The organism is Pleomorphomonas diazotrophica (assembly GCF_002844595.1).
Lineage (GTDB): Bacteria > Pseudomonadota > Alphaproteobacteria > Rhizobiales > Pleomorphomonadaceae > Pleomorphomonas > Pleomorphomonas diazotrophica.
In genome coordinates this window covers 37,518-59,627 of record NZ_PJNW01000002.1, presented here as the reverse complement: position 1 = coordinate 59,627, position 22,110 = coordinate 37,518, and the positions used below count along the sequence as shown (strand labels likewise).

The 22,110-nt window shown below is 67.7% G+C and carries 21 protein-coding genes; 9 read left to right on the top strand and 12 right to left on the bottom strand.

Features of this window, described 5'->3' with window-relative positions; all coding sequences use genetic code 11:
* Positions 1–59: 59 nt before the first annotated feature.
* Positions 60–272, bottom strand: a complete 213-nt coding sequence (locus CXZ10_RS01255) for a hypothetical protein (protein ID WP_101287142.1) — start codon at positions 270–272, stop codon at positions 60–62.
* Positions 273–601: 329 nt separating this feature from the next.
* On the opposite strand from CXZ10_RS01255, the gene CXZ10_RS01250 reads away from it, so the two are divergent.
* The 4 genes from CXZ10_RS01250 to recN all read left to right on the top strand — a co-directional run bounded on the left by CXZ10_RS01250 (position 602) and on the right by recN (position 6,292).
* Positions 602–2,416: an aminopeptidase P family protein gene (locus CXZ10_RS01250; RefSeq protein ID WP_101287141.1), complete on the top strand. Its 1,815-nt coding sequence runs from the start codon at positions 602–604 to the stop codon at positions 2,414–2,416.
* 215 nt (positions 2,417–2,631) lie between these two features.
* A complete protein-coding gene (gene lpxC / locus CXZ10_RS01245; RefSeq protein WP_101287140.1) occupies positions 2,632–3,561 on the top strand; it encodes a UDP-3-O-acyl-N-acetylglucosamine deacetylase in 930 nt (309 codons plus the stop codon).
* Between the two features lie 229 nt (positions 3,562–3,790).
* Positions 3,791–4,618 (top strand): outer membrane protein assembly factor BamD, encoded by an 828-nt coding sequence (locus CXZ10_RS01240; protein WP_101287139.1) that lies wholly within the window; start codon positions 3,791–3,793, stop codon positions 4,616–4,618.
* Between the two features lie 9 nt (positions 4,619–4,627).
* On the top strand, positions 4,628–6,292 hold the full coding sequence (gene recN, locus CXZ10_RS01235; protein ID WP_101287138.1) for a DNA repair protein RecN: 1,665 nt from the start codon (positions 4,628–4,630) through the stop codon (positions 6,290–6,292).
* An 87-nt stretch (positions 6,293–6,379) separates the two neighbouring features.
* Here the strand turns inward: recN and CXZ10_RS01230 are convergent, their stop codons facing one another.
* Entirely contained in the window at positions 6,380–7,219 is an 840-nt protein-coding gene (locus tag CXZ10_RS01230; protein WP_101287137.1) for a helix-turn-helix transcriptional regulator, read from the bottom strand.
* A 123-nt stretch (positions 7,220–7,342) separates the two neighbouring features.
* Here CXZ10_RS01230 and CXZ10_RS01225 point away from each other — a divergent pair, with 123 nt between their 5' ends.
* From CXZ10_RS01225 to CXZ10_RS01210, 5 genes are all read left to right on the top strand, one after another.
* Positions 7,343–7,654 (top strand): GNAT family N-acetyltransferase, encoded by a 312-nt coding sequence (locus CXZ10_RS01225; protein WP_244617255.1) that lies wholly within the window; start codon positions 7,343–7,345, stop codon positions 7,652–7,654.
* Positions 7,563–7,805 (top strand): GNAT family N-acetyltransferase, encoded by a 243-nt coding sequence (locus tag CXZ10_RS21730; RefSeq protein WP_244617249.1) that lies wholly within the window; start codon positions 7,563–7,565, stop codon positions 7,803–7,805. Before CXZ10_RS01225 ends, CXZ10_RS21730 begins: the two co-directional genes overlap by 92 nt.
* Positions 7,806–7,899: 94 nt before the next feature.
* Positions 7,900–8,523, top strand: a complete 624-nt coding sequence (pncA, locus tag CXZ10_RS01220) for a bifunctional nicotinamidase/pyrazinamidase (protein WP_101287136.1) — start codon at positions 7,900–7,902, stop codon at positions 8,521–8,523.
* Positions 8,524–8,648: 125 nt separating this feature from the next.
* The gene (locus CXZ10_RS01215) at positions 8,649–9,371 is read left to right on the top strand and encodes an AzlC family ABC transporter permease (protein WP_101287135.1); all 723 of its coding nucleotides are present in this window, start codon (positions 8,649–8,651) and stop codon (positions 9,369–9,371) included.
* The gene (locus tag CXZ10_RS01210; protein ID WP_101287134.1) at positions 9,368–9,667 is read left to right on the top strand and encodes an AzlD family protein; all 300 of its coding nucleotides are present in this window, start codon (positions 9,368–9,370) and stop codon (positions 9,665–9,667) included. Before CXZ10_RS01215 ends, CXZ10_RS01210 begins: the two co-directional genes overlap by 4 nt.
* A 73-nt stretch (positions 9,668–9,740) precedes the next feature.
* On the opposite strand, the gene ftsZ is transcribed toward CXZ10_RS01210, so the two are convergent.
* The 10 genes from ftsZ to mraY form a co-directional block, all read right to left on the bottom strand.
* Positions 9,741–11,561: a cell division protein FtsZ gene (gene ftsZ / locus CXZ10_RS01205; protein WP_101287133.1), complete on the bottom strand. Its 1,821-nt coding sequence runs from the start codon at positions 11,559–11,561 to the stop codon at positions 9,741–9,743.
* A gap of 127 nt (positions 11,562–11,688) precedes the next feature.
* Positions 11,689–12,972 carry a cell division protein FtsA gene (gene ftsA / locus CXZ10_RS01200; protein ID WP_244617254.1) on the bottom strand — a complete coding sequence of 428 codons (1,284 nt, stop codon included), beginning with the start codon at positions 12,970–12,972 and terminating at the stop codon, positions 11,689–11,691.
* A gap of 29 nt (positions 12,973–13,001) precedes the next feature.
* Positions 13,002–13,910: a cell division protein FtsQ/DivIB gene (locus tag CXZ10_RS01195; protein WP_244617253.1), complete on the bottom strand. Its 909-nt coding sequence runs from the start codon at positions 13,908–13,910 to the stop codon at positions 13,002–13,004.
* Positions 13,907–14,830, bottom strand: a complete 924-nt coding sequence (locus CXZ10_RS01190; protein ID WP_101287131.1) for a D-alanine--D-alanine ligase — start codon at positions 14,828–14,830, stop codon at positions 13,907–13,909. Before CXZ10_RS01190 ends, CXZ10_RS01195 begins: the two co-directional genes overlap by 4 nt.
* A gap of 53 nt (positions 14,831–14,883) precedes the next feature.
* Entirely contained in the window at positions 14,884–15,828 is a 945-nt protein-coding gene (gene murB, locus CXZ10_RS01185; RefSeq protein WP_101287130.1) for a UDP-N-acetylmuramate dehydrogenase, read from the bottom strand.
* Positions 15,825–17,240 carry a UDP-N-acetylmuramate--L-alanine ligase gene (murC, locus tag CXZ10_RS01180; protein ID WP_101287129.1) on the bottom strand — a complete coding sequence of 472 codons (1,416 nt, stop codon included), beginning with the start codon at positions 17,238–17,240 and terminating at the stop codon, positions 15,825–15,827. The genes murB and murC overlap by 4 nt, the downstream gene beginning before the upstream one ends.
* Complete coding sequence (gene murG / locus CXZ10_RS01175; RefSeq protein WP_101287128.1) at positions 17,237–18,364, bottom strand: undecaprenyldiphospho-muramoylpentapeptide beta-N-acetylglucosaminyltransferase; 1,128 nt, start codon at positions 18,362–18,364, stop codon at positions 17,237–17,239. The genes murC and murG overlap by 4 nt, the downstream gene beginning before the upstream one ends.
* Positions 18,365–18,366: 2 nt before the next feature.
* Positions 18,367–19,524, bottom strand: coding sequence for an FtsW/RodA/SpoVE family cell cycle protein (locus tag CXZ10_RS01170; protein WP_101287127.1), 1,158 nt, complete (start codon positions 19,522–19,524; stop codon positions 18,367–18,369).
* On the bottom strand, positions 19,524–20,933 hold the full coding sequence (gene murD / locus CXZ10_RS01165) for a UDP-N-acetylmuramoyl-L-alanine--D-glutamate ligase (protein ID WP_101287126.1): 1,410 nt from the start codon (positions 20,931–20,933) through the stop codon (positions 19,524–19,526). Before murD ends, CXZ10_RS01170 begins: the two co-directional genes overlap by 1 nt.
* Before the next feature lie 13 nt (positions 20,934–20,946).
* Positions 20,947–22,050 carry a phospho-N-acetylmuramoyl-pentapeptide-transferase gene (mraY, locus tag CXZ10_RS01160; protein WP_101287125.1) on the bottom strand — a complete coding sequence of 368 codons (1,104 nt, stop codon included), beginning with the start codon at positions 22,048–22,050 and terminating at the stop codon, positions 20,947–20,949.
* Between the last annotated feature and the right edge of the window lie 60 nt (positions 22,051–22,110).

The following is a 22,110-nucleotide window of genomic DNA, read 5'->3' as shown; positions in this document are numbered from 1 at the left end:
AATGAGAAATCGGCAATGCTCTCAATGAGCGGATGCGTCAGCATCTTCGCGAGTTGGCATTAAAGCGCGGCATCCACGGCGCGCGACCGCATGATGCCAGTGGAAGCGCGGCCGCAGCCGTGCTCGCGCGCCGACTGGTCGTCGAGCGAGGCAAGATAGGGCGCGACATAGCGCTGCGCCTGCCGCTCGCGCGTGCCGAGCGTCGCTTCGTAGGTCCGGCGGAAAACGCCACTTCGGTAGGATGTGGCAGTGGTCGGGGCAAATCGGCTCATTTTAGCACCTCTTGAATGTCATCGGCTTCCACCGAAGGTTCTCAAAAGCGCCGTTATCCTCATGGGACGCGAAACCAGCCCTCCGAACTGCTCTTGTAATAGCAGACTACGACTTTAGTATGAACGGACGGCAACGCAGCCCACCTTTGCAGGTGACTCATGGCTGCCGCCTCCCTTTCGCCGCAACCGCCCCTTGCCGCCGGATTCCCGCCAAAGGCGTGAACGTGGGATAAACGCCAAAGCTTGCCCGAAGCCAAACACCCGCCTTGACGGCACCCGAAACCAGGGGCCACAACTCTCCCTCTTTCGAGCACGGCGGAGTGACAGAGGTGTTCCAGACATTCGACAACGTCAGCGATCCCAGCCACGGCAAGGCAAGGCTCGCCGCCCTCAGGGGTGAGCTCAAGCGCCAGGGCCTCAAGGGTTTCCTGGTGCCGCTCGCCGATGAGCATCAGGGCGAGTACATCCCCGCCGCCGCCCGTCGCCTGCTCTGGCTGACCGGATTCGCCGGCTCGGCCGGCCTTGCCATCGTGCTCGACGACCGCGCCGCCATATTTGTCGACGGCCGCTATACGCTTCAGGTGCGCGAGCAGGTCGATCTCACGGTGATCGAACCGCACCATCTGATCGAGGAACCGCCGCACGACTGGCTGAAGACGGTGGCCCGGAAAGGCGATCGCATCGGCTTCGATCCCTGGCTGATGACCGCCGCCGAAGTCGGCCGCTTCGAGGCGGCGCTCGCCGCCATCGGCGCCGAGTTCGTCGCCGTTGACGCCAACCCGGTCGACGCCGTCTGGCCCGACCGGCCGGAGCCTCCCAAGGGCCGCGTATCGCTGTTTCCCGAGAGCCTTGCCGGCGAAAGCGCCGAGCAGAAGCTCGCCCGCCTCGGCGAGGCGATCGGCAAGGCCGGCGCCGAAGCGGCCGTGCTGACCCGCCCCGATTCCATCGCCTGGGCCTTCAACATCCGCGGTCAGGACGTGCCGCACACGCCGGAGGCCTTGTCCTTCGCCATCCTGCGGAAGGACGGCCGGCCATCCCTGTTCATCGACGGCGCCAAGCTCGACAACGTCGTCCGCGACCGGCTGGAGCAGATCGCCGGCGTCGAGCCGCCCGCAGGCTTCGCTTCGGCACTGACGGCGCTGGGTGGGAGCGTGCTGGTCGACAAGGCCTCGGCCGCCTTCGAGGTGGTGCGCCGCATCGAAGCAGGCGGCGGCAAGGTGGTGGCCGGCGCCGATCCCGTGCTGCTGCCCAAGGCGCTGAAGAACCCCACCGAACTCCAAGGGATTCGCGCCGCCCATGTCCGCGACGGTGTCGCCATGGTGCGCTTCCTCGCCTGGATCGACCGCGAGGCGCCGAAGGGCGGCCTCGACGAGATCGCCGTCACCAGGAAGTTGGAAGAGTTCCGCCGCGAGACCGGCGCGCTGCGCGACATCTCCTTCGAGACTATCGCCGGCGCCGGCCCCAATGCAGCCATCCCGCACTATCACGTCAGCACCGCCTCCAACCGCAAGGTGGAGATGGACGGCATCCTGCTGGTCGATTCGGGCGCCCAGTATCAGGACGGCACCACCGACATCACCCGCACCATGATCGTCGGCACGCCCAGCGAGGAAATGGCCGACCGCTTCACCCGCGTGCTGATCGGCCACATCCGCCTGACGCTCGCCCGCTTCCCCAAGGGCACCACCGGCGCCCATCTCGACGTGCTCGCTCGCGAGAAGCTGTGGGAAGCCGGCCTCGACTTCGACCATGGCACCGGCCATGGCGTCGGCCACTATCTCTCCGTCCACGAAGGCCCGGCCCGCATCGCCAAGACCGGCCACGTGCCGCTGGAGCCGGGCATGCTGATGTCCAACGAGCCCGGCTTCTACAAGGCCGGCGCCTGGGGCATCCGCATCGAGAACCTCGTCGTGGTCACCGCGCCAGAGGCGATCGACGGCGGCGAACGGCCGATGATGGGCTTTGAGACGGTGACGCTCTGCCCCATCGACCGCCGTCTGGTCCGCCCCGCGCTGATGACGGAGCGCGAGCGCGCCTGGCTCGACGCCTATCACGCCGAGGTGCGCGGCAAGCTCCTGCCGCTTCTGACCGACGAGGCCGATCGGGCCTGGCTCATTGCGGCCACCGCGCCGATTCCCGCCTGACGCCCGGCTCCTCTTTCACGCCTTGCGCGCGGCTCATGTGCCGCGCGTTTTGCTGCCATCGACAGCCCGTTGAAACTCAAGGAGAAAAAGCATCTTCGCCGGCGTAACACTCGGTAAGAAAGAGTGACTTTCCCGGGACGTCCCCATGTGTTTTATGAAAAATGTGCCGGATTGGCTCGTACTGCGCTTACCGGTCTTTTTTTTGGAAACATTCGATGCGAACGTCCTACGGCAAGCAGACCACTCTCGGCGAAAGCGTCCGGTTCTCCGGCATCGGCGTGCATTCCGGCAAGCCGGCGACCATTGTCCTGCATCCCGCCGAGGCCGACCGCGGCATCGTCTTCGTTCGCACCGATGGCGAGGAGGTGGAAATCGCCGCCCGCCACGACAATGTGGTTGCCACCGAGCTCTGCACCATGATCGGTATCGGTGGTCGCACGGTCGCCACCATCGAGCATCTGATGGCCGCGCTGGCCGCCTCCGGCGTCGACAATGTCGTCGTCGAGATCGACGGCCCGGAAATGCCCATCGCCGACGGTTGCTCGGCCGCCTTCATCGAGCTGATCGCCGAGGCCGGCCTGCGCCGCCTCGCCGCGCCGCGCAAGGTTCTGCGCGTCCTCAAGCCGGTGCGCCTCGAAGTCGGCGACGCCGTGCTGGAGTTCCTGCCGCATGACGGCACGCGCTACGATGTGACCATCGATTTCTCCAATCCGCTGATCGGCCGCCAGTCCTACGTGCTGGATCTCAATCCGCGGACCTTCGCCGGTGACATCGCCCGCGCCCGCACCTTCGGCTTCATGGCCGACGTCGAGAAGCTCTGGAAGATGGGCTTCGCGCTCGGCTCGTCGCTGGACAATTCCGTGGCCATCGGCGACGGCCGCATCCTCAATCCCGAAGGCTTGCGCTGGCCCGACGAGTTCGTCCGCCACAAGACGCTCGACGCGGTGGGCGACCTGTCGCTGATCGGCATGCCCTTCATCGGCCATTTCCGCTCCTACAAGGGCGGCCACAAGCTCAACTGGATGGCCGTCAGGGCGCTCGTCGCCGACGCCGGCGCCTATGAGATCGTCCACGATCCCGTGGTGGCTCGCGAGCCGGCCGGCGGCATTGTCCAGGCGGCGGCGCTGGCGCCGTCGCGCGATTGACCCCACCTCCGTTCCGCCGCGGTTTTCCGGCCTTGTCGCCATAATGTGGCCGAACATCACGGGCACGTAGCATCCGCGACGGCTTTACGATAAAAGAGCTTCCTGCTGCCCGGAGCGCGCCCGACTCGCGCCGGAGGCCTGGGAGGCTCGGCATCGGGCGGCGCCCGGCGGGCAGTGCGCGTGGGATGGATGGCGGCCGCGAGCGGTTGCGTACGGTGATGGGGTTTTCATGAGGCAGAGTTTCGTTCGTGTGGCCGCCGTGCTCGTTCTCCTCGGAGGCGCCACCGCCCTCGTCGGCTGTTCTTCCGACGAGCCGTTGGAACCCTTCGTGGAGATCCCGGCGGAGAAGTCCTACAACGCGGGCATCGCCTACCTGCAGCAGGGCGACTACAAGAACGCCACCAAGAAGTTTGAAGAGGTCGACCAGCAGCACCCCTATTCGGAGTGGGCGCGCAAGTCCCTCATCATGACCACCTACACCAACTACACGCGCGGCAACTTCACCGAGGCCATCACCCAGGGTAAGCGCTACCTGACGCTCTATCCCGGTTCGGAAGACGCCGCCTATGCGCAGTGGATGATCGCGCAATCCTACTTCAACCAGATGCCGGACATCACGCGCGACCAGAAGCTGACCACGCAGGCCATGCAGGCCATGCAGGAGCTGGTCGATCGCTATCCCGACAGCCCCTATGCCGCCGAGGGTCGCAAGCGCCTCGACATCGCCAAGGACCAGCTCGCCGGCAAGGAAATGGAAGTCGGCCGCTACTATCTGAACCGCAACCAGTACATCGGCGCCATCAACCGCTTCAAGGTCGTGGTGCAGGAGTACCAGACGACTCGTCACATCGAGGAGGCGCTGGAGCGTCTCACCGAAGCCTATTATGCCATGGGCATCGTCGACGAGGCGCAGACGGCCGCCGCCGTGCTCGGCCACAACTATCCTGACAGCCGCTGGTACAAGGATGCCTATAAGCTCCTCAACACCAACGGTCTCGAGCCGCGCGAGAACACCCAATCCTGGATCTCCAAGGCATTCAAGGCCGCGTTGCTCTGACGGGACGCCATGCTGCAGACGCTCGCAATCCGCGACATCGTTTTGATCGAGCGGCTTGAGATCGCCTTTACCGAAGGTTTGACGGTGCTGACCGGTGAGACCGGCGCCGGCAAGTCCATTCTGCTCGACGCGCTGTCGCTCGCCCTCGGCGGGCGCGGCGATGCCGGCCTCGTCCGGCACGGCGCCGAGCAGGGACAGGTCACCGCCGTCTTCGACCTGCCGGTCGGCCACCCTGCCCGTACCCTCCTCGTCGAGAACGACCTCGACGACGACGGCGACGTCATCGTCCGGCGCGTGCAGACCGCCGACGGCCGCACCCGCGCCTTCGTCAACGACCGCGCCGTTTCGGCCAACCTGCTGCGCCAGCTCGGCGCGGCTCTGGTCGAGATCCACGGCCAGCACGACGACCGCGCCCTGGTCGATCCGGCCATCCACCGGGGCCTGATCGACGCCTTTGGCGGCCTTGAGGCCGACGTGAAGGCGGTCGCCGTTGCCCATCGCGCCTGGCGCGACGCCGAGAAGGCGCTGGCCGACCTTGAGCGCCGCATCGCCGACGCCCGCCGCGAAGGCGACTATCTGCGTGCCTCCGTGGAAGAACTCCAGAAGCTCGCCCCCGAGCCGGGCGAAGAGACGGCGCTGGCCGAACGCCGGCAGGAGATGATGCGTGCCGAGAAGGTCGCCGTCGACCTGCGCGAGGCCTACGACCATCTCAACGGTTCCGGCTCACCGGTGCCGGAGCTCTCCGGCCTGCTGCGGCGCCTCGAACGCAAGGGCGAGGTGGCGGCGCTGGCCGGCCCGGCCTTGCAATCGATCTCCACCGCCCTTGATGCGCTGGAGGATGCCCGCTCTGTCTTCGAGGCCGCCCTGCGCGCCGCCGATTTCGATCCGGCCGAACTGGAGCGCACCGAGGAGCGCCTGTTCGCCATCCGCGCCGCCGCCCGCAAATACTCGGTTCTGCCCGACGAGCTCGGTGCGCTGGCCGCCCGCATGGCCTCCGACCTTGCCGATCTCGACGCCGGCGAGGACCGTCTCAACGCGCTCGCCCAGTCGGCCACCACCGCCCGCGCCGACTATGACAAGCTCGCGGCCAGACTGTCGGCCGCCCGCGAAAAGGCCGCCCGCCTGTTGGAAGACGCCGTCGCCGCCGAGCTGCCGTCGCTCAAGCTCGAACGCGCCCGCTTCATCGTCAACCAGCTCGCCGACCCCGAGACGCGCACCGCCGACGGCATCGACACGCTGGAATTCTGGGTGCAGACCAACCCCGGCACCCGGCCCGGACCGATGATGAAGGTGGCCTCGGGTGGCGAACTCAGCCGCTTCCTGCTGGCCCTCAAGGTGTCACTTGCCGACAAGGGATCGGCCTCGACGCTTGTGTTCGACGAGATCGACACCGGCGTCGGTGGCGCGGTGGCCGAGGCGATCGGCACCCGTCTCGCCCGGCTCGCCCGCAAGGTGCAGGTGCTCTCCGTCACCCACGCGCCGCAGGTCGCCGCCCGCGCCGACCACCACTTCCTGATCGCCAAGGACAGCGTCGACGATGGCGCCCGCGTCGCCACTTCGGTTGCTCGGCTTCCCGACAACCACCGCCGTGAGGAAATCGCCCGCATGCTGGCCGGCAGCCGCATCACCGAGGAAGCCCGCGCCGCCGCCGAGCGCCTGCTCAAGGGGCACTGAGCATCCGCCCGAAAAGTTGTGAGACTTTTCGGACAAAGCGGATGCTTGAGAAGGCAGCGGCGCATATCCTACCCTTATTCGATCGGGCTACCCAAGGCTCGCCGCCTCGATCAGCCGCTTCACCTCGGCTGCGGCCTCCGGCGCCGCGGGATTGTAGACCACCATGGAGAGATCGGGGCGGCCGTCGACGGCGAAGGCCGAATACTCGAGCGACAGCACGCCGAGCGTCGGATGGCGCAGCGTCTTGGTGCCCTCGCCGTGGTGTCCCACTTCCTTCTCGCGCCACATGGCGACGAACTCGGGGCTGGCCCGGCTGAGTTCGTCGACCAGCGCGGCGACGCTGCCCGACGCACCGGCCCGCACTGCCTCGGCACGGAAGGTCGCCACCACGAAACGGGCGACGCTCTCCCAGTCCGTCTGGCGCGCCCTGACGGCCGGGTCGCAGAACATCATGCGCAGCACGTTGCGCTCGCGCGGGGCCATGGCGCCATAATCGGCGAGGATCACGCTGGCCGCCCGGTTCCAGGCGACGATGTCCCAGGTGGCGGTCTTGATGAGGGCGGGGCTGAGCGTCAGCGCGTCGATCACCCGCTGCAGGCGCGGCGACACCTCGTCACTCTCGCGATAGCGCACCTCCGGCGGCCGGCCAAGGCCGATGAGGAACAGATGCTCGCGCTCGACGTCGGTCAGCATCAGGGCCCGGGCAATGCGGTCGAGCACGTCGGCCGACGGCGCGCCGCCGCGCCCCTGCTCCAGCCAGGTGTACCAGGTGACGGAAACGTTGGCCCGCTGCGCCACCTCCTCCCGCCTGAGGCCCGGCGTCCGCCGCCGGCTCGTCGGCAGGCCGAAAGCGGTGGCGTCCATACGGCAGCGCCGGTCGCGCAGGAAGGCGCCAAGCGCGTTGTCGGTGCTGATCTGAACATCCATGCGACGCGTCCTATACCAGGATAAGGCCGTCATCTTACCTGGATAAGAGGCCGGACGAAACGCGCTTCATCGAGAGCGGCAAACCAGCGTATCCTCGGGCGGGAACCCTTTGCGAGAGACGGGATGCTGATCCGCCCTGCCATACCCGCCGATGCCGAACAGGCCGCCGCCGTCCTGCGCCGGTCCATTCGCGATCTCTGCATCGCCGATCACCACGGAGATGCCGAGATCCTTCGTGAGTGGCTCTCCAACAAGACGCCCGACAACGTCCGTCTCTGGATCAAGGCGCCCGACCGGCTCATCGTGGTCGCGGAGGACAACGGCGCCATTCTCGGCGTCGGCGGTGCGTCAGGTGCCGGCGAGATCACCCCTGAACTATGTGACGCCGGAAGCCCGCTTCAGAGGCATCAGCAAGGCGATCCTCCGGTCGCTTGAAGCCTATCTTCGCGACCTCGTACATACGGAGTGCAGGCTGACCAGCACCGAGACCGCCCACGCCTTCTACCTCGCCATGGGATACGGGGACGCGGGCGAACCGGACCTCCGGCGGAGCGTATCCGGCCGCCCCATGCACAAGCTCTTGTGAGGACCGAAGCGCCGGCGTGGCCACCTGCCACGCTTGCCGCCTCCCCTCGCCGATGCAATAAATTCTCCCGACCATCTTGCCCCGGAGTCGCGCCATGCCCTCGCCCGCCACCGCCCTCATCGTCGTCGACGTCCAGAACGATTTCTGCCCCGGCGGTGCATTGGCGGTGGGCGGCGGCCATGCCATCGTGCCGGTGATCAATGCGCTGGTGCCCCGTTACGAGCAGGTGGTGGTCACTCAGGACTGGCACCCGGAGGGCCATGCCTCCTTCGCCTCCGCCCATCCCGGCCGTGAGCCCTTCGACACCACCGACATGCCCTACGGCCCTCAGGTGCTGTGGCCCGATCACTGCGTACAGGGCACGCCCGGCGCCGAGCTGCACCCGGACCTCCGCGTCACATCCGCCCAGATGATCATCCGCAAGGGCTGGCACCAGGGCGTGGACAGCTACTCCGCCTTCCGCGAGGCCGACCGCGAGACGCTGACCGGCCTTGCCGGCTATCTCCGCGAACGCGGCGTCGAGGAGGTGCATGTCGTCGGCCTCGCCACCGATTACTGCGTCGCCTGGACGGCGCTGGACGCCGCCGGCGCCGGGTTTCGCGTGTCGGTGATCGAGGACGCCTGCCGCGCCATTGACATTTCGGGCTCGCTGGAGCGCGCCTGGGCCGACATGACCGCCGCCGGCATCAAACGAACCACCAGCGGGACGGTTCTTTAGGATTGTTGCGACGCCGAGCGGTCAAATTTCCGGATCTTTCGGTTTTCGGGTGGACAGCACCCCAATAATAGGTCATACACACTGACCTATAAAGGTCAGAAATATTGACCTAAGGAAAGCTGGACATGACAACACGCCTTGCCGACTTCCGGGCCGGTCTGGTGGCGGTTTTTCCGACCGTCGCCGCCGCCGTGCCCTTTGCACTCATTCTCGGCCAGCAGGCGACGGCCAAGGGTCTGACGCCGGCCGAGATGCTCGCCATGTCGTCGATCGTCTTCGCGGGCTCCTCGCAGCTCATCGCCGTGGGTCTGTGGAGCACGCCTGCGCCGGTTGCCGCGCTGGCGCTGATGGCCTTCCTCGTCAACCTCCGCCACGCGCTGATGGGCGCCTCGCTGTCGGGCAAGATCGCCCATTTCGGCCGCCTGCGCTGGGTGGCGGCCTTCCTGCTCACCGACGAGGCCTGGGCGCTCAGCGAACGCCGCGCCCTCGACCGGCCGATCAGCCGCACCTTCTACTTCACGGTGGCGCTGACGCTGTTCGTTTGCTGGCAGATCGCCTCGGTGCTCGGCACGGTGTTCGGCGCCTATCTCGAGCACCCCGAGACTTATGGCCTCGACTTCACCTTCCCGGCCATCTTCATTGCGCTTGCCCTCGGCTTCTGGAAGAGCGTCCGCCGCACCGGTCCGGTGCTGGTGGCGAGCGCCGTGGTGGCCGTCGCCGTTCATGCCGTCGTCCCTGGCGCCTGGTATGTCATCGCCGGTGCCATTGCCGGCATCACCGCCGCCGTCGTCACCGCGCCGCGCGAGGCGCCCGCCGCAGATCAGGCCGCCGGAGACGCGACGCCATGACCATCGATCCCGTCAATTTCGCCGCCATCCTGGCGATGGGCGTCCTCACCTATTTCACCCGCATCCTCGGCTTCCTGATCGCCGACCGGCTGCCCAAGTCCGGCCCGGTCCGCGTCGCCCTCGACGCGCTGCCGCCCGCCGTGCTGGTGGCCGTGGTTGCGCCCATCGTCATGTCCGGCCCCATCGAGGCGGTCGCCGGTCTGGTGGTTCTGGTTCTGGCGCTCAGGCTGCCGCTGATCGCCACTGTAGTTGCCGGCGTCGCCGTCGCCGCACTGCTGCGCCTGGCCTTTATCTGACCATACATCCCAAAATGCAGCGGGCCCGCGAAGTCACCTTCGCGGGCCCGTTGTCTTTACGCTTAAGCCTCGATCACTTGCGGCGCAGGAAGGCCGGGATCTCCATGTCGTCGTCGGCGGCGCGCGGCGCCGGCTGCGGCGCCATGCGACCCTGCGGGTCGAGACGGCCGGCAGCACCCTGGATCGGGGCGGCGGGACGCTGCTTCACGAACTCGCTCGCCGCCGAAGGACGCACGGCCGGCTGCGGAGCAGCGGCGCGCGGCGCCTCGGGCTGCGCCTCTTCCTCGCGGCGACCGCCGAGACCGACGTTGGCGAGGCGGCGGAGCAGACCCAGCGGACGGCGCTCACCGTCATGGTCCTCCGGATGCACCTGCACCGACGCGGCAGCCTGACGCTGGGCGATCGGCGGGAACTCCTCGATCGACGGAACGCGGCTGCGCTGGGCGACGGCCGACGGACGCTCGGCGACCGGCGGCACGTAGGGCTGCTGCACCAGCGCCGGCTCGGCGGCGCGGACCGGCTGGGCGGCCGGCGCGGGCGCGTCATAGTGGTTCATCGCCGGCTCGTAGGGCTCGATCGACACGCGCGGGTCATGCGGCGTGGTGACAGCGCGAACCGGTTCCGGCTCGATGGCGGCCTCGGGCAGCGCCAGTGCCGCCTCGATGGCTTCGACGGAGGCAACCTGCGCAGCGGCAGCGGCGGCCTGGGCATAGTTCGGAACCGGCGCGGGCGCAGGGGCGATCGACGCGGCCGGAGCGGCCTCGCGGGTCACCACCGGACGCACGGCCGGCTGGCTAAAAGGCTGCCGCACCTCCTGCGCCGCGACGGCGGCAGCAGCGGACGTGGTCACCTGGGCCGGACGGGTCGGCGCGGCACGGCCGATGGCATCGGCGCTCGAGTTGCGAACGACCGACTCCTGACGGACCAGCTCCGGCTCGATGCCGGTGGCGACCACCGACACGCGGATCATGCCTTCCATGCTGTCGTCGAAGGTGGCGCCGAGGATGATGTTGGCTTCCTGGTCCACTTCCTCGCGGATGCGGGTGGCCGCCTCGTCGACCTCGAACAGCGTCAGGTCCTTGCCGCCGGTGATCGAGATCAGGAGACCCTGGGCGCCCTGCATCGACACTTCGTCGAGCAGCGGATTGGCGATCGCCGCCTCGGCGGCCTGGATGGCGCGCTTCTCGCCGGAGGCTTCGCCGGTGCCCATCATCGCCTTGCCCATGCCGCGCATGATCGAGCGGACGTCGGCGAAGTCGAGGTTGATCAGGCCTTCCTTGACCATCAGGTCGGTGATGCAGGCGACGCCCGAGTAGAGCACCTGGTCGGCCATCGCGAAGGCGTCGGCGAAGGTGGTGCGTTCGTTGGCGATGCGGAAGAGGTTCTGGTTGGGAATGCAGATCAGCGTGTCGACCGAGTTCTGCAGCTCCTTGATGCCGGCGTCGGCGATCTTCATGCGCCGGGCACCCTCGAACTGGAAGGGCTTGGTGGTGACGCCGACGGTGAGGATGCCATGCTCGCGGGCCGCGCGGGCGATGACCGGGGCCGCACCGGTGCCGGTGCCGCCGCCCATGCCGCAGGTGATGAACACCATGTGGCTGCCGGCGAGATGGTCGTTGATCTCGTCGATCACTTCCTCGGCGGCCGCGCGGCCGACTTCCGGCTGCGAACCGGCGCCAAGGCCCTCGGTAACCGCGACGCCCATCTGAATGATGCGCTCGGCGCGTGAGGACGCCAGGGCCTGCGCATCCGTGTTCGCCACGACGAACTCGACGCCCTGCAGGCCGGACTGGATCATGTTGTTGACGGCGTTGCCGCCGGCACCGCCGACGCCGAAGACGGTGATTCTCGGCTTGAGCTCCGTGAGGTCGGGCATCTTTAGATTAATCGTCATGGTTGCCTCGTTATTCTGCAAGCGGCTCTCGCCGATACGTCCTCTGTCCTAGATCAGCGGCCGCCGCTGCAACCGCACGTTCCTTTTACGCCTGTTACGCACCGATCCGCCCCGTTGCCGGCGCGGATCAGAAACTCTCCCGGAACCACGCCCCCATGCGGGAGACGAAGCCACCGTTGGCAGCCAGCGCCATCGACTTGCGCCGGCCGGAAAACTGTTCGATCTGCGCCACCTGCGGATAGATCATCAGACCCACCGCCGTGGCGAAGGCAGCCCCGCGAGCCGCGTCCGGCAGCCCGGCGACGCCGACCGGACGCCCGAGCCGGACATTGCGGCCGAGCACCTTGCGGGCAAGTTCCGGCAGACCCGTGAGCTGGCTGGCGCCACCCGTCAGAACGACGCGGCGGCCGACCCGGCCGGCGAATCCTGAAGCATGCAGCCGATCGCGCACCACCTCAAGAGTCTCTTCGACACGCGGACGAATGATTTCGACGAGCTGGGCGCGCGTCACCTGATGGGCCACGTCGTCGTCGCCCACCGGCTCGACGGTGACCATGTCGCGCTCGTCGCTGTCGGTGGCGATCACCGAACCATAGAGCGCCTTGATGCGCTCGGCGTCGACGAGCCGGGCCGACAGCGCCCGCGCCAGATCCATGGTGACGTGATGGCCGCCGAGGCCGAAGGCGTCGACATGGACGCACTGACCGTCGGCGAAGACGGAAATCTTGGTGGTGCCGCCGCCGATGTCGACGCAGGCGACGCCCATCTGCGTCTCGTCGTCGACTAGGGTCGACAGGCCCGACGCATAGGGGGTGGCAACCATGGTCTCGACTTCGAGATGCGCCCGGTTGACGGAGATCTCGAGGTTGCGGAGCGGCACGGCGTCGGCCGAGATGAGGTGTGTGTCGACCGACAGCGACGAGCCGATCATGCCGCGCGGGTCGCGGATGCCGCGGTTGTTGTCGAGCGCGTAGCCGATCGGCAGCGCATGAACGATGGTGCGGCCGTCCTTGACCTTGTAGGAGGCGCCGATCTCCAGCACTCGCTGGATGTCGTTCTCGCTGACTTCCGAACCGGAGAGATCGTATTTGACCGAGAAGGTCTCCGAACCCAGCCGACCGCAGGACAGCGACACGATCAGGGACTCGACGGTGAGGCCCGCCATGCGCTCGGCGGCGTCAACGGCGAGGCGGATCGCCTTCTCGGCCTGCTCGAGGTCGACCACGGCGCCGGCCTTGATGCCGCGCGACCGCTGGTAGCCGAAGCCGAGCACCTCGATCAGGTGGGTGCGGCCGGGCAGTACGTCGCCGACCGGGCGCGGCGTCAGGCGGGCAATGACGCAGCAGATCTTGGAGGTGCCGACATCGAGCACCGAAACGATGACCGGGCGCTTGGGCGGCAGCGGCCGCATGCGCTGAACGCGGGCGTCGGATGCGTGGGTCATGCGCCCTGCTCCCGCTTCTTGAGGGCCTTGTTGCGCGCCGCCACCAGCTCGTCGCGAGCCTTGCGCGCGTCGTCGGAAAGGCGAACCACCAGCCGGTCGGGCAGGCGCAGGTCAACGACGGTGATGTCGCGATCGAGGAGGCCCGAGTCCTTGTCGGTCTCCTGCAGCTCGGTCACCGCCTTCTGCGGGTTCACCTCCGGCAGCATCACCTGCACGCCGTTGTCGAGGAACAGGTCCCAGCGGCGATCGGAGACCAGCATCGAGGCGCGCACCTTCTTCTGCAGGTCCGGCACGTCGTCGAGCAGCGAGGTGATCTCGGCGACCTTGAGCTGGGCGCCCTCGCCCACCACGCGGGGCAGGCGGGAATAGCGGGTCTCCAGCCGGTCGGTGATCACCTTGCCGGCGCTGTCGATCACCACCACCGGCGCATCGATCGTCGGCTGCCACAGGGCAGCCGGCACGCGCTCCTCGATGATCACCCGGAGCGTGCCGGGGTAGAGCTTCATCACCGAGACGTCCTCGACCCAGGGAATGGACTGCAGGCGCTCGCGGGCGGCGGCGGCATCGTAGAAGAACAGCGACTGACCCGAATGGATCGACAGCGTGTCGAGCACGTCGGCCTCGTCGATCTCGCGCTGGCCGGTGATGCGGACGGCGGAGACGCGGAAGCCGAGCTCGGCGGAGGTATCGTTCAGCACTTCGACGGTGCGGCCCGACAGCACCATGCCATAGGCGCCCCAGGCGAGGAGATAGGCGACGGACATGGCGACGCCGGCGCCGCGCGGCAGCGCCGCGAGGAGGCCGGCCGGACGCCAGACGGGCTTGCGACGCAGGCGCGAAACACCGCGACGGCCGAAGAGGAAGAACCTCTTGCGCCCCGCCGGCTTCGCCATGCCTGTCGTCATCGCCTGCAACTTGCGTCCTCCACCATCCAGCTCACCAACTCGCCGAAACCGATGCCCGCATGGGCGGCCATTTCCGGCACGAGCGAGGTCGCCGTCATTCCCGGCTGCGTGTTCACTTCGAGGCAGATCACCTGCCCGGTTCCGTCACCTTGGTCGTCGAAGCGGAAATCGGCCCGGCTGACGCCACGGCAGCCGAGCGAACGGTGCGCTTCGAGGGCCAATGTTTGAATATTTTGGTAAATAAAGGGTGAAAGGTCGGCCGGCAAAACGTGCTTCGATCCACCGGGGCGATACTTTGCGTCATAGTCGTAGAAGGCTTCGCCCTGCGGCACCACTTCGATGATGTCGAGGGCGCGATCCCCCATCACACCACATGTAAGTTCCCGTCCCGGAATGTATTTTTCCACCATGACCATGTCGCCGAAGCGCCAGTCTGGGCCGGCGAGCTCCTGCGGCGGACGGGCCGCATCAGCCGGAACGATGATCACGCCAAAGCTCGATCCCTCAGCCGGAGGTTTCACCACATAGGGCGGTTCGAGCACGTGCTCGTTAACCACTTCGAGGCGATGAACCAGCTTGTGCTCGGCCACGGGGATGCCCGCCGCCTTCATCACATGCTTGGCCTTGGGCTTGTTCATGGCCAGCGCCGAGGCGAGGACGCCGGAGTGCGTATAGGGAATGTCCATCACTTCGAGGATGCCCTGGACGGTGCCGTCCTCGCCGTAGATGCCATGCAGCGCGTTGAAGCAGACGTCGGGGCGGAGCTCCGCCAGAACGGCGGCAATCGTCCGGTCGACGTCGACGCGGCTGACGCGGTAGCCGCGAGCCTCCAGCGCGTCGGCGCAGGCCTTGCCCGAGTTGAGGCTGACCGGCCGTTCCGACGACCAACCGCCCATCAGTACCGCCACATGCTTGGTCATGACCGTCCCCTTGCTGACGCGCACGCGTCAAGACTTGGCCGGCCGACCTCGGGTCACTTGCCGAGAAACGGCTCGACCTCAGCGCCGGGCACGAAGGCGCCCAGCCTTTTGATTTCCCAATCGAGACGGATGCCACTGGTCTCATAGACCCGCGCCCGCACCGTCTCGCCGAGCAGCTCGACGTCATGGGCCGTGGCTTCGCCGGTGTTGATCAGGAAGTTGCAGTGCATCTCGCTGACCTGCGCATCTCCGATCCGGAAGCCGCGGCAGCCGGCCGCGTCGATCAGCTTCCAGGCCGAATGACCCGGCGGGTTCTTGAAGGTGGAGCCGCCGGTGCGCGCCTTGATCGGCTGCGACGCCTCGCGATGCTCGGTCACCGCCTTCATCGCCTCGGAGATGCTCTCCTTGTCGGCGGGAATGCCTTCCAGCACCGCCGAGGTGAAGATGAAGCCGGGCGGCGGCGCCGAATGGCGGTAGGAGTAGCCGAGCTCGCCGACCGGCAGTGTCATCACCTCGCCGTCGCGGGTGACGCCGCGCACCTCGACCACCCGTTCGGCGGTCTCCGAACCGTGGGCGCCGGCATTCATGGTCAGCGCGCCGCCGAGGCCGCCGGGAATGCCGTGGTAGAAGGCAAAGCCTGATAGCCCGAGCTCCAGAGCCTTGGCGGCCAGGAACTTGTCAGGGATGGCCGCGCCGGCCCCGATGCGGGTGGGCGACAGCGCCTCGGTGCCGCCGAAGCCGCGCACCGACAGGCGGATCACCACGCCGGAAATACCGCCGTCGCGGATCAGCAGGTTGGAGCCGAGCCCGATGACGGTGACCGGCACATCCTGCGGCAGGATTTTCAGGAAGGCCTGGAGGTCGGCCTCGTCGGCCGGCTGGAACAGGATTTCCGCCGGTCCGCCGACCCGGAACCACACAAGGTCCTTCAGCGATCGATTGTCCTCGATCGGGCCGCGAATATGCGAGGTGTCGCCGAGGCGGTCGCGCAAGGTCATCCCTCAGCTCCCGCCTGCGCCTTGAGCTGGCCGGGCAGCGCATAGGCCCACTGGGTGATGTTGCCGGCGCCGAGGCAGACCACCATGTCACCGGGCTTGACCACGGAGGCGACGGTGGCGGCGAGCTTGTCGGGCCCTTCGAGGGCGCGGGCGTCGCGATGGCCGGCCGCCTTGATGCCGGAGACCAGATGATCCTTGTCGGCGCCCTCGATCGGCTGCTCGCCGGCCGGATAGACGTCGGCGATGATCACCGTGTCGGCGTCGTTGAAGGCCTTGCAGAAGTCCGGGAACAGCGAGTGGAGGCGACTGTAGCGATGCGGCTGCATCACCGCCACCACCTTGCCGGCCGCGCCTTCGCGCGCCGCCCTGAGCACGGCCATGATCTCCACCGGATGGTGGCCGTAGTCGTCGTAGATGGTGACGCCGTTGAAGTCGCCGGTGCGGGTGAAGCGCCGCTTGACTCCGCCGAAGGCACCGAGGCCCTTGCGGATCGCCTCGGCCGAGATGCCCAGCCGATGGGCGACGGCGATCGCCGCCGTGGCGTTGGACACGTTGTGGCGGCCGGGCATCGGCAGCTCCAGCGCCGGGATGACCGTCTCCTCGCCGGTAACCCGGTCGCGGATCTCCACCGAGAAGCGCGAGTGGCCGCCTTCGATGCGGAGGTCGGTGAAGCGGGCGTCGGCCTGCGGGTTCTGCCCGTAGGTGATGATGCGCCGGTCCTCGATCTTGGAGACCAGCGCCTGCACCTCCGGATGGTCGAGGCACATCACGGCGAAGCCGTAGAAGGGCACGTTCTCGATGAACTGCCTGAAGGCGGCGCGGGCGGCGTCGAAGGTGCCGTAATGATCGAGATGCTCGGGATCGATGTTGGTGACGATGGCGATGTCGGCCGGCAGCTTCACGAAGGTGCCGTCGCTCTCGTCGGCCTCCACCACCATCCAGTCGCCGGCGCCCATGCGGGCGTTGGTGCCATAGGCATTGATGATGCCGCCGTTGATCACCGTCGGGTCGAAGCCGCCGGCATCCAGCAGCGCGGCCACCAGCGAGGTGGTGGTCGTCTTGCCATGGGTGCCGCCGATGGCGATCGCCTGCTTGAAGCGCATCAGCTCGGCCAGCATCTCGGCGCGGCGGACGATCGGCAGGTGCCGCTCGCGGGCGGCCACCAGCTCGGGATTGTCGCGCTTGATCGCCGAGGAGACCACCAGCACCTCGGCGGCGCCGAGGTTCTCCGCCTTGTGGCCGATCATGACCGGAATGCCGGAGGCGCGCAGGCGCTCGACATTGCCGCTTTCGGCCTGATCGGAGCCCTGCACGCGGTAGCCGAGATTCTGCAGGACCTCGGCGATGCCGCTCATGCCGATGCCGCCGATGCCGACGAAATGAACCGGCCCGATGTCGCGGGGCATTTTCATGGACGTGTTTCCCTAGAAGCAAAATCAGCGGCCTTGCCGCCGGAGGCGATGAACTCGACGAGATCGGCCAGCCGCGCCACCGCATCGGGACGGCCCTCGCCCTTGGCGGCGGCCGCCATGGCAGTGAGGCGCGCCGGCTCGCGCACCAGCCCGGCAATGAGATCGGCCAGCTTGTCCGGTGTCAGCGACGCCTGCTCGGCCATGATGGCGCCACCGGCCTTCTCGAGGCCGAGCGCGTTGGTCTTCTGGTCGTTGTCGAGGGCGTGCGGCAGCGGCACCAGGATCGACGGCCGGCCGATGACGGTGAGCTCGGCCACCGACGACGCGCCAGACCGGCAGACGACGAGATGGGCGTTGGCGATGCGGGTCGGCAGGTCGACGAAGAAGGGAGCGATCTCGTGGTCGAGGCCGAGGCGGGCATAAATCTCGCCGACCCGGTTGAGATCCTCGGGCCGCACCTGCTGCACGAGGCGGAGCCGCGCCGCCACGTCGGCCGGCAGTTTCTCGAGCGTCGGCGGCATCAGGTCGCTGAACACCCGGGCTCCCTGGCTGCCGCCGAACACCAGGAGGTCGATCTTGCCGCCCTCGGCCGGCTCACGATAGGGCGCCACGGCGGCGAGCACCTTCGGCCGCACCGGATTGCCGGTGACGACGGCGCGCGACGCGCCGGCGCCCATCAGGCCGGTGTCCTTGAAGGTGGTGGCGATCGCCGTGACGCGCGGCGCGAGGAAGCGGTTGGCCCGCCCCATCACCGCGTTGGCCTCGTGGACGATGGTCGGGCGCTTGGTCAGCCAGGCGGCGAGAAGCGGCGGCAGCGTCGGATAGCCGCCGAAGCCGATGGTGACGGCGGGATCAAGCCGGCGGACCAACGACAGCGACTGCATTTCGCCGCGCGCAAGGTTGGCGGCCGATTTCATCAGGCCGAGCGGCGAGCGGTCGCCGAAGGTCGCCGAGGCGATGATGTGAATGTCCGTGGCCGGAAATTCCGAGCCGTAGTTGTTGGCCCGGTGGTCGGTGGCGAGATGGACGTCGAAGCCGCGCGGGGCAAGCGAATAGGCGAGCGATTCGGCGGGGAACAGATGGCCGCCGGTTCCGCCGGCGGCGATCAGGATGGTGCGGGTCATGGTCAGCCTCGGCTGGGCAGCGGCGAAAATTCGATCGGCGCCACGAACCGGGTCTGGTCGGGCCGCTTGCGGGTCAGCGCCAGCAGCATGCCCATGGACAGGGCCACCGCCACCAGCGACGAGCCGCCGTAGGAGATGAAGGGCAGCGTCATGCCCTTGGCCGGCATCAGGTGCAGGTTCACCGCCATGTTGATGCAGGACTGCAGGCCGAACTGCATGATGAGGCCGGTGGTGGCAAGGCGGACGTAGCCGTCATTCTCCTTCATCGCGTGGCTGATGCCCCGCAGCACCACGAAGGCGAACACCAGGGCGAGGCACATGCAGAGAATGAGGCCGAACTCCTCGCCCAGCACCGCGAACACGAAGTCGGTGTGGCTGTCGGGCAGGATGCGCTTGAAGGTGCCCTCACCCGGCCCTTGCCCCCACCAGCCGCCGTTGATGAAGGCCTCCTGGGCCGTCTGCACCTGAAAGGTGTCGCCGGCCTCGGGGTTCATGAAGCGCTCGATGCGCGAGCGCACGTGCGGCACCAGCGTATAGGCCGAGAGGATGCCGGTGGCGCCGGCGCCGGCGAACACCACGATCCACATCCAGCTCATGCCGGAAATGAAGAACAGGCCGGCCCAGGTGAGACAGATCAGCATGGTCTGGCCGAAGTCGGGCTGGGCGACGAACAGCGCCGCCACGATGCCGAGCAGCAGCAGCGAGAAGCTGCGGCCGGGCAGGTCGGGCCGCTTCTGGCCCTCGGCCAGCAGGAAGCCGACCAGCACGGCGAACATCGGCTTCATGAACTCCGACGGCTGCACCGACATGCCCAAGATGGTGATCCAGCGGCGCGAACCCTTCACCTCCGGGCCGACCAGCAGCGTCAGGATCAGGAGGATGACGCAGACGACGAAGCCGGCCAGGGCCGCCCGGCGGATCTGCTTGGGGTTCAGGAAGGAAACGCCGATCAGCGTGATGACCGCGGGTATGGCGAACAGCGCCTGACGCTTCACGAAATAGTAGCTGTCGGCGATGCCGATGCGTTCGGCAACGGCGGGGCTCGCGGCCAGCGACAGCACGATGCCGCCGAAGATCAGCGCCAGGAAGGCGATGAGCAGGAGCTTGTCGACGGTGAACCACCAATCGGCCACCGGGTTGCGTTCGGCACGCGAGACCATCAGGCTTTCTCCTGGAATGGCTTGACGCGGGGATCGGTCAGCACGAGTTCGCGGAAGTGGTCGCCGCGCACCTCGAAGTTCTTGAACTGGTCGTAGGAGGCGCAAGCCGGCGACAACAGCACCACCGCCTCGCGGCCGCTCGCCTCGGTGGCGGCCAGCGCGTCGGTCAGCGCCTCGGAGACGGCGCGGTCGAGCGTCTCGACGATCGCATGCGGTGCCGCGCCGCCGATGGTGGCGGCGAACTCTTCGGCCGCCACGCCGATCAGGTAGGCCTTGGCGATCTTCGGGAAGAAGCCGCTGAGCGGGGCGATGCCGCCGCTCTTCGGCTTGCCGCCGGCGATCCAGTAGATGTTGTCGTAGCTGGCGAGCGCCTTGGCGGCCGCGTCGGCGTTGGTCGCCTTGCTGTCGTTGACCAGAATGACCGAGCCGGAGCGGCCGATCGGCTCCATGCGATGGGCAAGGCCCGGGAAGGTCTCGATGCCCTTCCTCACCTCATCGAGCCCCAGGCCGAGCCGGCGCGTCGCCGCCACCGCCGCCGCCACGTTCTGGGCGTTGTGGACGCCCTTCAGGATCGGATGGCCATGCAGATCGTAGACCACCGTCTGGGCAAGGCCCATCGGCTCGATGATGCGGCCGGACACGGCCCAGACGCCCTGCGCCACCGAGCCCCGCGTCGAGATGCGCAGTGTTTCCAGGCCCTTGGACTCCCGGCGCGTCGCCATGGCGGCGCTGAAGACGTCGTCGACGCCGACCACCGCCACCTGGGCACCGTCCACCAGCTTCTCCTTCACCGCCGCGTAGCCCTCGATCGAGCCATGACGGTCGATATGATCCTCGGTGAGGTTGAGCTGGATGCCGACGGTGGGGTCGATGCCAGGCGCGAGATCGATCTGGAAGGACGAGCACTCGATGACATAGAAGCGATCGGGAGCGAGGTCATCGAGCCCGAGCACGGCCGGGCCGAAGTTGCCGCCGATCTCCACATCCTTGCCGGCCGACTTCAGAATGTGATGGATCAGCGCCGTGGTCGTCGACTTGCCGTTGGTGCCGGTGATGGCGACGAAGGGCGCGGTCGGGGCGCGGAACTTGCGCTCGCGGGCGAACAGGCAGATGTCGCCGATCACCTCGACGCCGGCCTCGCGGGCGATCTTCACCGACCAGTGCGGCTCGGGATGGGTGAGCGGCACGCCGGGCGCCAGCACCAGCGCCGAATAGGCGCCGAACTCGCTGCCCCGCCAGTCGGTCACCTGGATCTCGCGCGCCTCGGCGGCCGCGCGGGCACTCTCGTTGTCGTCCCAGGCGATGACCTCCGCCCCGCCGGCCACCAGCGCTTCCGCTGTGATCAGCCCGGACCCGCCCAGGCCGAACACCGCGACGCGCTTGCCTTTCATCGAGGTGATTGGGATCATCGCCGGGCCTCCATCAGCGCAGCTTGAGGGATGACAGGCCGATCAGCGCCAGCACGACGGCGATGATCCAGAAGCGGATCACCACCTGCGATTCGGTCCAGCCGAGCTGCTCGAAATGATGGTGGATGGGCGCCATCTTGAAGACACGCTTGCCCGTGAGCTTGTAGGAGGTGACCTGGATGATCACCGACACCGCCTCCAGGACGAACAGACCGCCGACGATGGCCAGCACGATCTCGTGCTTCACCGCCACCGCCACCGTGCCGATCAGACCGCCAAGGGCCAGCGAGCCGGTGTCGCCCATGAAGATGGCGGCCGGCGGCGCATTGAACCACAGGAATCCGATGCCGGCGCCGATCACCGCACCACAGATGACGGCGAGTTCGCCGGTGCCCGGCACGAAGTGGATCTGCAGATAGTTGGCGAAGACGTAGTTGCCGGAGAGATAGGCGATCAGCGCGAAGCTGCCGGCCGCGATCATCACCGGCACGATGGCGAGCCCGTCGAGGCCATCGGTGAGGTTCACCGCATTGCCGGCCGACACGATCACGAAGGCGCCGAACGGCACGTAGAAGTACCAGAGGTTGATCATCAGCGCCTTGACGAAGGGGAAGGTCAAGGAGGTGGCGAGATGTTCCTCGCTGGGCACGGCGGCGGCCTGGCCGGCCGACATGATGACGAGGCAGGCCAGCATGGCGATCACCGCCTCCAGCATCAGCCGGGCGCGGCCGGAGAGGCCCTTGTGGGACTGCTTGGTCACCTTGAGGTAGTCGTCATAGAAGCCGATGGTGCCGAAGGCGACGGTGACCAGCAGCACGGTCCAGACATAGGGGCTGGTGAGGTCGGCCCACAGCAACGTCGCCACCAGGATGCCCGAGAGGATCATCAGGCCGCCCATGGTCGGCGTGCCCTTCTTGGCGAGGTGGCTCTGCGGACCGTCGTCGCGGATCGGCTGGCCCTTGCCCTGGCGGATGCGCAGCGAGGAGATGATGGCCGGCCCGAACAGAAAGACGAACAGAAGCGCCGTGATCACCGCCGCGCCGGTGCGGAAGGTGATGTAGCGAAACACGTTCAGGACCGACAACTGCCCCGCCCAATCGGCCAAGTAGACCAGCATTTTTACAAGCTCTCCATTCCATCGCCGCCGCTGGGCATTCTCGCCCTTGTCTGTCGGCGG

What these genes read in the sequence shown, in the direction of transcription:
- ftsZ (WP_101287133.1), bottom strand. Translation starts at nt 11,561, where the DNA reads ATGACGATTAATCTAAAGATGCCCGACCTCACGGAGCTCAAGCCGAGA.
- CXZ10_RS01240 (WP_101287139.1), top strand. Translation starts at nt 3,791, where the DNA reads ATGAGGCAGAGTTTCGTTCGTGTGGCCGCCGTGCTCGTTCTCCTCGGA.
- CXZ10_RS01195 (WP_244617253.1), bottom strand. Translation starts at nt 13,910, where the DNA reads ATGACGACAGGCATGGCGAAGCCGGCGGGGCGCAAGAGGTTCTTCCTC.
- recN (WP_101287138.1), top strand. Translation starts at nt 4,628, where the DNA reads ATGCTGCAGACGCTCGCAATCCGCGACATCGTTTTGATCGAGCGGCTT.
- CXZ10_RS01215 (WP_101287135.1), top strand. Translation starts at nt 8,649, where the DNA reads ATGACAACACGCCTTGCCGACTTCCGGGCCGGTCTGGTGGCGGTTTTT.
- murB (WP_101287130.1), bottom strand. Translation starts at nt 15,828, where the DNA reads ATGACCTTGCGCGACCGCCTCGGCGACACCTCGCATATTCGCGGCCCG.
- CXZ10_RS01190 (WP_101287131.1), bottom strand. Translation starts at nt 14,830, where the DNA reads ATGACCAAGCATGTGGCGGTACTGATGGGCGGTTGGTCGTCGGAACGG.
- murC (WP_101287129.1), bottom strand. Translation starts at nt 17,240, where the DNA reads ATGAAAATGCCCCGCGACATCGGGCCGGTTCATTTCGTCGGCATCGGC.
- murG (WP_101287128.1), bottom strand. Translation starts at nt 18,364, where the DNA reads ATGACCCGCACCATCCTGATCGCCGCCGGCGGAACCGGCGGCCATCTG.
- murD (WP_101287126.1), bottom strand. Translation starts at nt 20,933, where the DNA reads ATGATCCCAATCACCTCGATGAAAGGCAAGCGCGTCGCGGTGTTCGGC.
- pncA (WP_101287136.1), top strand. Translation starts at nt 7,900, where the DNA reads ATGCCCTCGCCCGCCACCGCCCTCATCGTCGTCGACGTCCAGAACGAT.
- lpxC (WP_101287140.1), top strand. Translation starts at nt 2,632, where the DNA reads ATGCGAACGTCCTACGGCAAGCAGACCACTCTCGGCGAAAGCGTCCGG.
- ftsA (WP_244617254.1), bottom strand. Translation starts at nt 12,972, where the DNA reads ATGCGGCCGCTGCCGCCCAAGCGCCCGGTCATCGTTTCGGTGCTCGAT.
- mraY (WP_101287125.1), bottom strand. Translation starts at nt 22,050, where the DNA reads ATGCTGGTCTACTTGGCCGATTGGGCGGGGCAGTTGTCGGTCCTGAAC.
- CXZ10_RS01170 (WP_101287127.1), bottom strand. Translation starts at nt 19,524, where the DNA reads ATGGTCTCGCGTGCCGAACGCAACCCGGTGGCCGATTGGTGGTTCACC.
- CXZ10_RS01210 (WP_101287134.1), top strand. Translation starts at nt 9,368, where the DNA reads ATGACCATCGATCCCGTCAATTTCGCCGCCATCCTGGCGATGGGCGTC.
- CXZ10_RS01255 (WP_101287142.1), bottom strand. Translation starts at nt 272, where the DNA reads ATGAGCCGATTTGCCCCGACCACTGCCACATCCTACCGAAGTGGCGTT.
- CXZ10_RS01225 (WP_244617255.1), top strand. Translation starts at nt 7,343, where the DNA reads ATGCTGATCCGCCCTGCCATACCCGCCGATGCCGAACAGGCCGCCGCC.
- CXZ10_RS01230 (WP_101287137.1), bottom strand. Translation starts at nt 7,219, where the DNA reads ATGGATGTTCAGATCAGCACCGACAACGCGCTTGGCGCCTTCCTGCGC.